The sequence below is a fragment of the Collinsella sp. CLA-ER-H6 genome, assembly GCF_040092305.1.
Lineage (GTDB): Bacteria > Actinomycetota > Coriobacteriia > Coriobacteriales > Coriobacteriaceae > Collinsella.
Genome location: NZ_JBBNLS010000011.1, coordinates 29,002 through 41,772, shown reverse-complemented (window position 1 = coordinate 41,772; position 12,771 = coordinate 29,002). Strand labels below are relative to the sequence as shown.

10 protein-coding genes are annotated in these 12,771 nt (G+C 60.8%); 1 reads left to right on the top strand and 9 read right to left on the bottom strand.

Annotation, left to right across the window (positions count from 1 at the left end; genetic code table 11):
- Positions 1 to 71 precede the first annotated feature (71 nt).
- From AAAX77_RS06220 to AAAX77_RS06205, 4 genes are all read right to left on the bottom strand, one after another.
- Positions 72 to 1,424 carry an ATP-binding protein gene (locus tag AAAX77_RS06220; RefSeq protein WP_349105324.1) on the bottom strand — a complete coding sequence of 451 codons (1,353 nt, stop codon included), beginning with the start codon at positions 1,422 to 1,424 and terminating at the stop codon, positions 72 to 74.
- A gap of 243 nt (positions 1,425 to 1,667) precedes the next feature.
- Positions 1,668 to 1,862 carry a hypothetical protein gene (locus AAAX77_RS06215; RefSeq protein ID WP_226790497.1) on the bottom strand — a complete coding sequence of 65 codons (195 nt, stop codon included), beginning with the start codon at positions 1,860 to 1,862 and terminating at the stop codon, positions 1,668 to 1,670.
- 132 nt (positions 1,863 to 1,994) lie between these two features.
- Positions 1,995 to 4,622: an ATP-dependent chaperone ClpB gene (gene clpB, locus AAAX77_RS06210; protein ID WP_349105323.1), complete on the bottom strand. Its 2,628-nt coding sequence runs from the start codon at positions 4,620 to 4,622 to the stop codon at positions 1,995 to 1,997.
- A 447-nt stretch (positions 4,623 to 5,069) separates the two neighbouring features.
- Entirely contained in the window at positions 5,070 to 5,756 is a 687-nt protein-coding gene (locus tag AAAX77_RS06205; protein ID WP_349105322.1) for a hypothetical protein, read from the bottom strand.
- 219 nt (positions 5,757 to 5,975) lie between these two features.
- Between AAAX77_RS06205 and AAAX77_RS06200 the strand changes: the two genes are divergently transcribed.
- Positions 5,976 to 6,644, top strand: a complete 669-nt coding sequence (locus tag AAAX77_RS06200) for a hypothetical protein (RefSeq protein ID WP_349105321.1) — start codon at positions 5,976 to 5,978, stop codon at positions 6,642 to 6,644.
- Positions 6,645 to 7,003: 359 nt separating this feature from the next.
- Here the strand turns inward: AAAX77_RS06200 and AAAX77_RS06195 are convergent, their stop codons facing one another.
- The 5 genes from AAAX77_RS06195 to AAAX77_RS06175 form a co-directional block, all read right to left on the bottom strand.
- Positions 7,004 to 7,855 carry an IS3 family transposase gene (locus AAAX77_RS06195; RefSeq protein ID WP_349105319.1) on the bottom strand — a complete coding sequence of 284 codons (852 nt, stop codon included), beginning with the start codon at positions 7,853 to 7,855 and terminating at the stop codon, positions 7,004 to 7,006.
- 20 nt (positions 7,856 to 7,875) lie between these two features.
- The gene (locus tag AAAX77_RS06190; protein ID WP_271743999.1) at positions 7,876 to 8,373 is read right to left on the bottom strand and encodes a helix-turn-helix domain-containing protein; all 498 of its coding nucleotides are present in this window, start codon (positions 8,371 to 8,373) and stop codon (positions 7,876 to 7,878) included.
- A gap of 191 nt (positions 8,374 to 8,564) precedes the next feature.
- Positions 8,565 to 10,865: a hydratase gene (locus tag AAAX77_RS06185; protein ID WP_349105318.1), complete on the bottom strand. Its 2,301-nt coding sequence runs from the start codon at positions 10,863 to 10,865 to the stop codon at positions 8,565 to 8,567.
- Positions 10,866 to 11,304: 439 nt separating this feature from the next.
- Positions 11,305 to 11,721, bottom strand: coding sequence for a helix-turn-helix transcriptional regulator (locus AAAX77_RS06180; RefSeq protein WP_006235210.1), 417 nt, complete (start codon positions 11,719 to 11,721; stop codon positions 11,305 to 11,307).
- Positions 11,722 to 11,793: 72 nt separating this feature from the next.
- On the bottom strand, positions 11,794 to 12,759 hold the full coding sequence (locus tag AAAX77_RS06175) for a DnaJ C-terminal domain-containing protein (RefSeq protein ID WP_349105317.1): 966 nt from the start codon (positions 12,757 to 12,759) through the stop codon (positions 11,794 to 11,796).
- Between the last annotated feature and the right edge of the window lie 12 nt (positions 12,760 to 12,771).

Here is a 12,771-nt window from a genome sequence, read left to right as displayed (position 1 = left end):
TGGCGCAGCAACGTGCTCCCCAACCGTGATGAAGGAGCCAGGAGGTCCTGACCCCACAGGACCATAGATGATTAGGCAAGGAGCCACTTCCATGCGGGCATAACGTGTACCACACCGTGCTCGCATGGAATATCGGTCTGTTCATCCATGGTAACGATTGCCGACTCGCCAAGATCAAACTGGGCCATCGAGGCATCAAGCGCGGCAATTTCGCGCTCGCGCGTTTTCTCACTTGCCATATCCGCACTCACCTGAATCAGGCTATAAGCCCGCATGAGAAGCGCATCCCCAGCCACAAAGTCCACCTCATGGCTTTTGCTCTTCTCTTTGATTAGCAGGCGGCAGACCGAGCCGGTCCTCACCGCGGGAGTCCTTCTTCTTAGCGCATTGAACACTGCGGTCTCGAGCCTCTGGCCCTGGTCCAATGCCGATGCGGGAGAGAATGCTCCAAACATCGCAGGGTCGACAGCGTAGACCTTAGACGCAGACCGCATGTTATTTGCCAGTGAACGCGTGAACTCCGGCACAGAAAATAACAGGTAGGCGTCCTCATAATACTCAAGTAAGTCGCTGAGCGAATTACGACTGACGGGTATCTGTCTGCTCTTGAACTCGTTGTACACTTTGTTCACTGACAGCTCTCGTCCCGAAGATGCCATACACCGCGTCAAGAACAGCGATGCCAGGCGAGGGTTCTTGACGTCGTAACGTTCAACGACGTCCATGGCGACCGTTCGCGAAGCATATTCCTGTAGCAGCTGAATCGCGTCTGCAGGCCTCTGCTCAAGTGTCGCGATGAATCCCCCTTGTTCAAGATACCCGATCAGATGATGTCGAAGCAGCGCTGCATCGCTCGGGGAAAAGGTCGCATCTGACTCGAGAACGCTCCCCGTCTTATATCGAACGTATTCCGAAAAACTCAACGGAAAAAGCTCTCGCACAAGGGAACGACCCCTGAACTCGCTCTTAAGTTCTGAGGACAGCATCTTAGAAGAAGATCCCGTCACATAGACGGTCGCTTTCTCCGTATCGACTACACGCCGCAGAAACGCACCCCATTCGGGGATTTCCTGGATCTCGTCAAAGAAAATGTAAGCGCCCTCGGTTCGAGCAACAGGATACAGCGCATAGAACGTGTCGAGCACGTCCGCCAGCAGCGATGGCTCATACGGGCGCAAGCGCTCATCCTCAAAATTGAAGTAAAGCATCCGGTCAAGCTCGACGCCCCGGCTCTGAAGCCGCCGCATCTCCTGATACAGGCGATACGTCTTTCCACAACGGCGGGCCCCCACAATCACATTTACGATGTTGTCGCGCTTTGGCTCCTGTGGGTTTCCTAGATCAAGGTCTCGCTCAAAGACCTGCGGAACCCCCTGCTGTTCAAAGTCCTTTATTTTCTGGGCGATCAAGTCGTTGAATGCCATGATTCTCCAATCTTGCTCTCTAGCTAATCAAAATTATAGCGATTCTTGATTAATTAGAGAGCAAGATTATGTCTGACTTGATTAACACTTAGGCAAGTTTTTTCACTATTACTGCTCGAAGGATGCCGAGTGGCTGAGAGGACAACCAAGCTCGAATGCGACTCCCTGGACAGTCGATTTGGGACGGGACTTTTTTGACTACCCGTCCCAGAAAATCATCGCCAAATTAGCTACTTGATGCAACTAGCGCCAGGGGTCGGCTTCGAACAGCGGCTCGCGCTCGGGGCGGCGATCGCTGTAGGGATCGTAGCCGTCGTCGTCCTCGTTCTCGGCACGGATGTAGGGGTCGCGCGGCTTGGGTGCCGGCTTAGGCACAGGCTTGGGTGCGGCGGGTGCGGCATCGGTCGCCGGCGCACTTGTCTTGATTTCGTCTTTCATCTGCATAGCTCCTTGCATCGCATCCGTTCAACATTATCGATTGTCGCACGAAAAAGGGCGGCGGACCCAATTGGATCCGCCGCCCTTGGCGTTTAGAGACGGCTGGCAGATTTTAAGGCATGTCCCATAAATCTACTCGGCGTCGGGGACCTCGTAGGTGGCCGCCGGCGTGTTGTCGCACACGACGGTAAAGCCGCCGTCCTTGTCGGCATCGACCGTCACCTGATCGCCCTCGCGCACCGTGCCGTCGATGATAGCGACGGCGATGGCATCCACGACCTCGCGCTGAACCAGACGCTTGAGCGGACGGGCGCCAAAGACCGGGTCCAGGCCGCCCACGGCGAGCATCTGCTTGGCCGCCGGGGTGATGGCAAGCGTCATGCGCTCCTTGGCCAGACGCGCGCGGACGTCGGCGAGCTGGATGTCGACGATCTTCTCGATCTGCGCCATACCGAGCGGATGGAACACCACGATATCGTCGATACGGTTGAGGAACTCGGGGCGGAAGGTTTGAGCCATGGCAGCGTCGACCTGATGGCGCATCTCCTCCTCGTCCTTGCCGGAAAGCTCGGCGATGGCCTTGGAACCCACGTTAGACGTCATGATGATGATCGTGTTCTTGAAGGACACCTGGCGACCCTGACCGTCAGTCAGACGGCCGTCGTCAAGCACCTGCAGCAGCACGTTGAAAACATCCGGATGGGCCTTCTCCATCTCGTCGAGCAAGATCACGGAGTACGGACGACGGCGCACGGCCTCGGTGAGCTGGCCGCCCTCGTCGTAGCCCACGTATCCCGGAGGCGCACCGATCAGACGCTGGACGCTGAACTTCTCCATGTACTCAGACATGTCGATACGCACGAGCGCACGCTCGTCATCGAACAGGCACTCGGCCAGCGCCTTGGCGAGCTCGGTCTTGCCCACGCCGGTGGGGCCCAGGAAGAAGAAGCTGCCGATGGGCTTGTCCGGATCGGAGAGACCCGCACGGCTGCGACGCACGGCCGCGGCGACAGCGGAGACCGCCTCGTCCTGGCCGATGACGCGCTTATGCAGCTCGCCCTCCAGGCCCTTCAGCTTGTCGAGCTCGCCCTGCATCATCTTGGACACGGGCACGCCGGTCCAGGCGCTCACGACCTCGGCGATCTCATCGGAGGTCACCTGCTCGTTGAGGCCCTCGCCGTCCTGCTGCTTTTGCGCCTCGAGCGCGGCCTCGGAATCCTGAATCTGCTGCTGCAGGCCCGGAATCACGGAGTAGCGCAGCTCGGACGCACGACCCAAATCGCCGTTGCGCGTCGCACGCTCCTCCTCGCTCTTGGCCTCGTCAAGCTGGCTCTTAAGCTCCTGCACGTGGTCGATGGCGTTCTTCTGGTTGAGCCAGCCGGCCTTTTGCACGTTGAGTTTTTCCTGGACCTCGGCAATCTCCTGGCGCAGGGCCTCCAGACGCTCCTTGGAGGCGTCATCGGTCTCTTTCATGAGCGCCTGTTCCTCGATCTGCAGCTGAGTGAGCTGACGCGTGGTGGCGTCGATCTCGACCGGCATGCTGTCGAGTTCCATGCGCAGGCGGCTTGCCGCCTCATCGACCAGATCGATGGCCTTGTCGGGCAGGAAGCGGTCGGCGATGTAGCGATCGGAGAGGTCGGCAGCTGCCACGAGCGCGCTATCGGTGATATGCACACCGTGGAAGATCTCGTACTTCTCCTTCAGACCACGCAGGATCGAAATGGTGTCCTCGACGGTAGGCTCGCTCACCATAACGGTCTGGAAACGACGGGCGAGCGCCGCGTCCTTCTCGATGTACTTGCGGTATTCGTCGAGCGTGGTCGCGCCGATCGCGTGCAGGTCGCCACGGGCGAGCGCCGGCTTGAGGATGTTGCCGGCGTCCATGGAGCCCTCGGTGGCACCCGCGCCCACGATGGTGTGGAGCTCATCGATGAACAGGATGACCTTGCCCTCGGACTTCTGGACTTCCTTGAGTACGGCCTTCAAGCGGTCCTCGAACTCGCCACGGTACTTGGCGCCGGCGACCAGCGCGCTCATGTCGAGCTCGATGAGGTCGCGGTCGCGCAGGGTGCTCGGCACGTCGCCGGCCACGATACGCTGGGCGATGCCCTCGACGATGGCCGTCTTGCCGACGCCCGGCTCGCCGATGAGCACGGGGTTGTTCTTGGTGCGACGGGACAGGACCTGGATGGTACGGCGGATCTCGTCGGTACGGCCGATGACCGGGTCGAGCTTGCCGGCGCGGGCGAGGTCGCAGATGTTGCGGCCGTACTGCTCCAGCGCCTCAAACTGGGTTTTGTCTTCGGCAGACGTCACGCGGTCATCGCCACGCAGCTCCTCGTAGACCTGCTCGATGCGCTCCTTTGTGACGCCGGCGTCGCGCAGCACGCGGCCCGCCTCGCCCTTGTCCTCGGCAAGTGCCATCAGCAGATGCTCGGTCACCACAAAGCTGTCGCCCATCTTGGTGGCCTTCTTCTCGGCCTTTTCGATGACGCGAACGAGCTCGTTGGACAGGCCCATCTGCTGACCCTCGCCCGAAACCTTGGGCGCGTGGTCGATGGCATCCTGCGTGGAACGCGCGAGCTGGGCCGGGTCGGCACCGATGCGCTCGATGATCACGGATATATTGCGCTCGCCGGCACCGAGTAAGGCGGACAGCAGGTGAATCGGCTCCACCGCGCCGGCCTGCGCGTCGGCAGCCGTGCTCATGGCGGTCTGCAACGCCTCGCGCGACGTCATTGCTAGCTTATCGATTCTCATGGAATCACCTCTCTTGGGGCGGCCGCCCTACGGGGCGGCTTCACGTTGTTCGAGAAGTATTGTTGCCAGCTTTGTACAATCTTATACACAAATCTAAGTCTCTATATATAAGATTTTCTGAGTGATTAAGTGATAGGGGGCAGGCACGCTCGCCCGCTGCGGCCTCGTCCCCTAACTATCTCAATCTGTAACATCTATCGACCGTTTCCGGCTCCAGATGTTATAGATCGAGACGAATTGTTCAGCGGCGCCCGTTTGTCTCAATCTGTAACATCTAATCGGCAAATAGGGCTCTATCTGTTACAAATCGAGACGAACAGAAGACACCTGAATCGAAAATCTAAATCTGTAACACCAGGCCCACTTTTAGCGGCCAAGATGTTACAGATCGAGACAGACCGAAAACCACCACAAAGAGGACAGGCACCTTTGTGGTGGTCGCGGTCTCTACTCCTTCGCCGAACCCATACTTCCCGATTCGACGGTCCAGAGCATCTCATCCTCGAACAGCCATGTACGGGCAGACCCACTATCGCGTGCAGTCTGCGGGTCAGGCAAGCAGGTCTGTTTATAGGCATCTTGGATACACTGACCCATAAAATCGTTGAGCTCGGTCTGGTCGCCCTCCATGACATAGGCGACATCGCCGTCCATGATGTAGATGCCCGGACCCTCATTGCCCTCGTAGCCCGGATCGTACGAGACATCACACAACTTTGCGCCGTTTGCAGTGTCCAGCTCGATGGAAGAGTGGCATCCGCCAACCATGTCGTTCGCTTTTGCCCGATAGGACGCATATCCGTACCAGCGCTTAAAGGTTTTGCCCTTGAGTAGCTCGGACGCCCTATCGATCAGGCTTGTATCCGTGGTATAGCGCATGGCCCCAAGCTGAATACGCGGATAATTGCTAATACCCAGCACAGCCGGCTGCTCATCAAAATCAACGGTAATGGCCTCGGGCTTGTCGTCGCCGGTCAGAAGTTCGACAGATTGAGTCACAGGCTTGACTACCGGCTCCGTCACCGCAGCAGGTAGAAATGCCATACCGACAGCGCCCGCGCCAACCACAGCGATCGCAAGCGCCAAGACAATCAATCCAATACGGGCAGAACGGCTCACGGCAAAACACCCCACAATGCAAACCTTCGCCACCTTCACTAATGATACCGCCAGCTAACACTATTACCAAAAGAAGCCGCGCGCTCCTCACCACCACAAAGGGGACAGGCACCTTTGTGGTGGTTTTCGACGCTAACGGTCGACTATCTCGCGCCATGAGATTAAACTTGAATTGTTCTCTGAACATATCCATTTCTGCCTATCCTCAACAGATCTTTGTCTCGAGGAGCGCATATGAAGCCGCCTCATTCCACCGGTCGCAACGTCATCGCCATTCTCGCCATACCCATCGTGATGCTCTTCCTTATCGTCATCACGCCCTTTTCTTTTGGTATCGCCTCGCCCTTCGATCTTTGCGGGATGATCGACGCCGGCTCGCGTGCCACCTCGCTCTCCTTTGTCTGCCGTGGCGTGTTCTACGAATATGCAATTCCCACCGGACTTTGGCAGTCCAAGTTACCGTTGCTCGGTCAGATCGACGGATGCTCCCCCTATTTCTGCCTTGGACCTCAGGCGCTAAACTATCTAATCGACGACCAGCCACTCGACTCCATCGGCCTTGCCTACGACTACGCACCAAACACCGATGAGCGCCACATGAACCAAGTCCTCGACAAGATGCTTGGACAGTGCGGGCTCACCGAGGAGGCCGGTCGAACCATCTATAGCAACCAGAAATTAAAGCGAACAGAACTCCGCCGTGTCGGAAAAATCAAAGGGCGAAACAGGGCCGCCTACTGGGATGCCTGGGCAACACGCGACAAGGGCGAATTCGGACACAGCACCTATATGGTCACCGTCTACACCAAAGACGGAATTAAGGACAATGTTGACGATTTCGCGTCATCCAAACTCGGCATCCCCAAAACAACCAAACCCGCCAGCCCAGATGAAATTCTGTAGAGACGCTCATTAGAATGTCGTTCAACGAGCACGGCAGCATCGAGCTCGCCCCACCACCACGAAAGGGACAGGCCCCTTTGTAGTGGTTTTCGACTCTGGCACTCGACTGTCTCGATCTGTAACATCTAGCGGCTCTTTTCGATCTTAGATGTTACAGATTGAGATGAAATGATCAGCGGCGATCGTTTGTCTCAATCTGTAACAACCGCTCGTCAAATAGGGGCCCAGATGTTACAGGTCGAGACAAACGGGACCGCCACAAAGGTGCCTGTCCCCTTCGTGGTGGTTTTCGACAAAAAGAAACCGCCCCGATAACAGAGGTGAACTGCGCCCCGAAACTTGGACTGAATAAATAGCGACTACGCCGCAAGGGCCCGGTCCCGGAACTCCTCCGGCGTCAGGCCCTTCAATCTTACCTGCCTGCGCCGCGTGTTCCAATGGGCTATGTACTCCTCCAGGTCGCGCTTGAAGTCCCCGAAGCTGCCCCACTCCCTGCCGCGGTAGAACTCGTCCTTCACGTGGCCGAAGAGCTGCTCGGTGGCGGCGTTGTCGATGCAGTTCCCCTTGCGCGACATGCTCTGGGTGATGCCCGCCCCCTCCAGCCTGGAGGCGTAGGACTCGTGCTGGTACTGCCAGCCCATGTCCGAGTGCATGGTCGGCGCCGCCCCGTCGGGCAGGGCCTCGAGGAGCCGGTCGAGCATCCTGTGCTGCTGGGCGAGGTCCGGCGAGGTCGATATGTCGCTCGCCACGATCTCCTTCGTGCAGAAGTCGAGCACCGGGGCCCAGTAGGCCTTGGCGCCGGCCACCTTGAACTCGGTGACGTCGGTGCCGAGCTTCTGCCACGGCCCCTCGGCGCCGAAGTCCCTCGCGATGACGTTCTCGAACGTGCTTCCCACGAGCCCCCTGTAGGAGCTGTACCGGCGGCGGGAGCCCCGGCGGCGTATCCCGCACCGGATGCCCATCTCGCGCATCATCTTGAGCACGGTCTTGTCGGCCACGACCGCGCCCAGCTCGGCGCGCAGGCACATGGCTATCTGCCGGTGCCCGCAGCCGTTGGCGGTGCGCGAGAATATCTCGGCCGCGGCGTCGCGCAGCTCGGGCCTGGTCGGCCTCCGCGGGTGCGCCAGCGCGTAGTAGTAGGTCGACCTCCTGAGCCCCGAGCACTCCAGCAGGTGGCGCAGGGAGTGCCCCTCCGCGCGCAGCGCCCTCACCGCCTCGGCCGCCGCCCTGGTCAGAGCCCGTCCCGCTCGACCAGGGCGCGCAATTTTTTTAGGTAGGCGACCTCGGCCTCGAGCCTGCGGCAGCGCTCCTCGAGCTCCTGCTCGCGGGTGCGGGCTCGGGGCTTCGACCTCGACCCCCTCGGCCTGCCCTTCGGGCGGGGCCGCAGCGCCTCGGCGCCGCCCTCGCGGTAGAGCCTGCACCAGCGCTCCAGCGGGGACTTCGACCTGATCCCGAACTCGGCCATGGCGTCGGCCTTCGCCATCCCGCCGTCGACCACGGCCGACGCCGCGGCGACCCTCTGCTCGAATGTGTAACTGGATTGTTTCCCGTCCATGGACAGCAGCGCCTCGCTTCCGAACGCCCGGTATACCCACTGCCATTCTCTCACGGTCTCGCGGGGGACGGACAGGGCCTCGGCCGCCGGCTTGCAGCCGACGCCGGCGTCGAAGAGCTCGACGGCCCGCCTCCTGGACTCCAGGTCGTGCTTCACCCTGAGGTCTATACTCATGGAAAACCTCCCATTTCCCGATGTCCAAGAAATGGGAGGCAGTTCAAGGCGGCATCAAGCAAGTCTATTTATTAGCGTCCCTCAAGACCCAACGAGAACGTCGCGGTAGCCCCGGCCATACCTTTCCCTCGGGCGACCCTCGCGAAGCGCGTGAGCACGAGGGAAAGGTGTGGCAGGGGCGTACAGCAGAGTTACTCGGCAGCGGCCTTGAACTTGTTGTAGTTGATCAGGCAGCCGGCCTTGACGATGGCACGCTCCTCTGCCGTCATATCGGCAATGTAGAGCTCAATCTGCTCGACCGCACCGTCGGCGCGCACTACGTAGGCGGCGATGTCCTTTAGGTCGCCGTCGAGCACGGCGCGGATACCCGGCACAAAGACGTAGTCGCCCACCTCAAAGTTGGGCTCGGCCTCCATCTGGAAGGGCACCATGCCCCAGTTCATCACGTTGGAGCGATAGCGCTTGGTGGCGTACTCGTGGACGATGTTGGCCAGGCCGCCAATTACGCGCTGGCAGCTCGCGGCCTGCTCGCGGGCAGAACCGTCACCGGGCTTCTTAGCATAGAGCATGGAGCCGTACTCGGTCGCCCTGGCGTCGGCAGCGACACCCGCGCCGGCCAGTGCCTCAAACACGCCGGCAAGCTCGGCATCGAGTGCCGCCAGGTCGCCTGCTACCTCGCCGGCAACGCGGCGCTTCTCTACGGCGTCGACCTCCTTCGAACGGCCCACGTAGGCCGGGTCGCGGCGGCTCAGCGTAAACTCTGCCAGGCCCAGCGGATTGGAGCGGAAGGAGCTCGTCTCGCCCGAAGGAATGAGCTCGTCAGTCGTGGTGACCGGGTCCATGATCTTGGAGCACACCTTGAGCAGGATATCGTCGCCGAGAGGCTCCATCGCGGGCCACGGCTTGATGTTGGGGCCTTCGACCAGCTCGTCGGCCGGCTCAGCCTTGCCAAAGCCCCAGTACACGCGTTTCTTGTACGGCGCGTCGTCAAAGGTGTACTCGCAGGCCTCGTCCCAGGTCTCCTCGGGCAGGTCGGTCGCCGGCGTCAGGACGCCGCCGTTGGCAGCCGTCGCCGCAATGGAGCGGGCGTCCATCAGGGCCACCGCGCTCAGCTGGCCATTGCCCGGCTTGGAACCCTCACGGTTGGGGAAGTTGCGCGTGGTGTGGCGGATGGACAGGCCGTTGTTAGCGGGCGTGTCGCCGGCACCGAAACACGGGCCGCAGAACGCCGTGCGCACGATCGCGCCAGCCTCCATAAGATCGTAGATGTAGCCACGGCGCGTAAGTTCGAGCGCCACGGGCTGGCTTGTGGGGTAGACCGACAGCGAGAACTCGCCGCAGCCGGTGTTGGCGCCCTTGAGCACGCGGGCAGCCTGAACCACGGAGTCGTAGTTGCCGCCCGAGCAGCCGGCGATAACGCCCTGCTGCACGTGCAGCTTGCCGTTGACGATCTTGTCGAGCAGGCTAAAGTGCGTCTTGCCCTCGCCGATCTTGGCGGCCTCGAGCTCGACCTCATGCAGGATGTCCTCGAGGTTCTCGTTGAGCTCGTCGATCTCAAAGCCGTTGGAAGGATGGAACGGCAGCGCGATCATGGGCTTGATGCTCGACAGGTCGACCTCGACGCAGCCGTCGTAGTAGGCAACATCGGCGGGCTTGAGCTCGCGGTAGTCGTCGCCGCGGCCGTGCATGGTCAAAAACGCGTGTGTGTCCTCGTCGGTGGCCCAGATGCTCGACAGGCAGGTCGTCTCGGTGGTCATGACATCGACGCCATTGCGGTAGTCGGTCGTCATGCTCGCGATGCCGGGGCCCACAAACTCCATGACTTTGTTCTTGACGTAGCCCTTGGCAAAGACCGCACGGATGATGGCGAGCGCCACGTCGTGCGGGCCAACGCCGGGGCGCGGGGCGCCCGTGAGGTAGATGGCAACGACGCCGGGATAGGCGACATCGTAGGTGTCGCGCAGCAGCTGCTTTGCCAGCTCGCCACCGCCCTCGCCCACGGCCATGGTGCCCAGAGCGCCGTAGCGGGTGTGCGAGTCGGAGCCCAGGATCATCTTGCCACAGCCGGCGAAATTCTCACGCATAAAGGAGTGGATGACGGAGATGTGCGGCGGGACGAAGATGCCGCCGTACTTCTTGGCAGCCGAGAGACCAAAGACGTGGTCGTCCTCGTTGATGGTGCCGCCCACGGCGCACAGCGAGTTGTGGCAGTTGGTGAGCACGTAGGGCAGCGGGAACTGCTCCATGCCCGAGGCGCGCGCCGTCTGGATGATGCCGACAAAGGTGATGTCGTGGCTCGCCATGGCGTCGAAGCGAATCTTGAGCGCCTCGGGGTCGCCGGACGTATTGTGTGCCTGGAGGATCGAATACGCGATGGTGCCGCGCTTGGCATCCTCGGGCGTCTGCGTAATACCGCGCTCGGCAGCCTCGGCCTCAGGCACAACCTCGCTGCCGTTACGCAGGTAGATGCCGTCCTCGTACAGCTTGACCATACTGTCTCCCACTCTGCCCAAAAGATTTGGGTGCATAGCATACATTCGTTCAATATCGTGCCATAGAACGGTTGCGAGTGGGTTACGAATCTACACGTTCACTTTATCTCAATAAAGTAAAGGACGAGCACCTTGCATCACTCTTCTGACAAGGAGTGTCCCAAAGTGCCGGCACAAAAGGAACGTCCTCAACTGCCAAGTGCCGCAAGAGTGTCCCCTTTGACCAGTCATTTAAGAACGTCCCCAATGACTACCGCATTCGGAGCAAGGCAACGCCGCAGGTAGAGGACGGACAGCGAGCGACGTCCAGAGCGAATAAGTTGGCATGAAAAAGGCAAGGCATAGACCTTCTGGTCATGCCTTGCCTTTTGAATGACAAATTGTCGCTCTGGGCGGCGCGCAGCGTCGGCCCGTTACGCGGTTTGGTAAAACCGCGTAACTACAAATCCCCTCCGGCGCCCAAAAGCTTGCGCATGACTTGCTCGGGGTTGACTGAGCCGTCGCGCGGGGCCAGGGCGGTAATCTTCTTCTGCATCTTGTATTCGTGCAGCTCGTCCTCGAGCTGGCGCACGCGGGCGCGGAGCTTTTCGTTCTCGCGCTCGCGCTCCTCGGCACGCTCCTTCATATCGAGAATGCGCACCACGCCGGCAAGGTTGATGCCCTCGTCGGTCAGCTGGTTGATGAGCTCCAGGCGCTCGATATCGGCACGCGAATACAGACGCGTGTTGCCGCCCGAGCGCTGGGGATTCACCAAGCCTTTGGACTCGTAGACGCGCAGAGTCTGCGGGTGCATGCCGGTCAGCTCGGCCGCCACGCTGATCATGTACAGCGGTTTGTTCCTATTGTCCTCGGCCATGCTACCTGACCCCTTTCCGTCTCGTTATCGTCCATCATAAGCCCGTGGGCGCGGGCGTGCGCCGCGACCGCCCTAGTACGTCGCCTTGTAACGGTTGACCTTCTCGCGATAGTCGCGTGTGTCGGTCTCGCGCAGCTTGGTCATGGCATCGCGCTCGTCATCGGATAGGTTCGTGGGGACCTGCACCTTGATCTCGACGAGCAGCGCGCCTGTGCGGCCACGGTGCTTAACGTCGGGCGCACCCATCTCCTTAAAGCGGAACTTCTTGCCCGTCTGGGTGCCAGCGGGCACCTTCAGACGAACCGTCGCGCCGCCGGGCGTGGGCACATCAACCGTGCAGCCGAGCGCCGCCTCGTAGACCGAGACCGGTACCTCCATGGTCACGTCGGCACCTTTGCGCTTAAACAGCGGGTGCTCCTCCACATGCGTGGTCACGACCAGGTCGCCGCGCTCGCCACCCGCAACGCCGTACTCGCCGCGACGTTTGTAGCGCAGCTTGCCGCCGTCGACCGCGCCCGCGGGGACCGAGACCGTAATGGTCTGCTGCTCGCCCGTCGAGGGAATGCGGTAAGTGACCTTGTGCGTCACGCCGCGAAACGCGTCCTCGGCCGAAACATCGACGGTCAGCGACAGGTCGCCGCCCTTGCGAGCACGGCTGCGACCCGCGCCGGCACCGGCAGCGCCCGCAGCCCCGGCAAAGCCCGAGCCCCAATCGCTGCCCCAGGCGCCGTTGCCGCTAAAGATGCTGTCGAAGATATCGCCCCAGCCGCTCGCGCCGGCACCGGCGCCGTAGCCACCGCTATACGCGCCGCCCGCGCCCGGCATGCCGCCGAACATGAGCATCTGGTCGTACTCTTTGCGCTTCTTCTCGTCCGAAAGCGTCTCGTAGGCCTCGCTAATCTCCTTGAACTTGGCCTCGTCGCCGCCGGCATCGGGGTGATATTTTTGCGCGAGCTTGCGAAACGCGCTCTTGATCTCTTTGTCGGAGGCGCTCTTGGATACGCCCAGGATGTCATAGAAGGTTTTGCCTGCAGCCATCGTAGCTCCTCT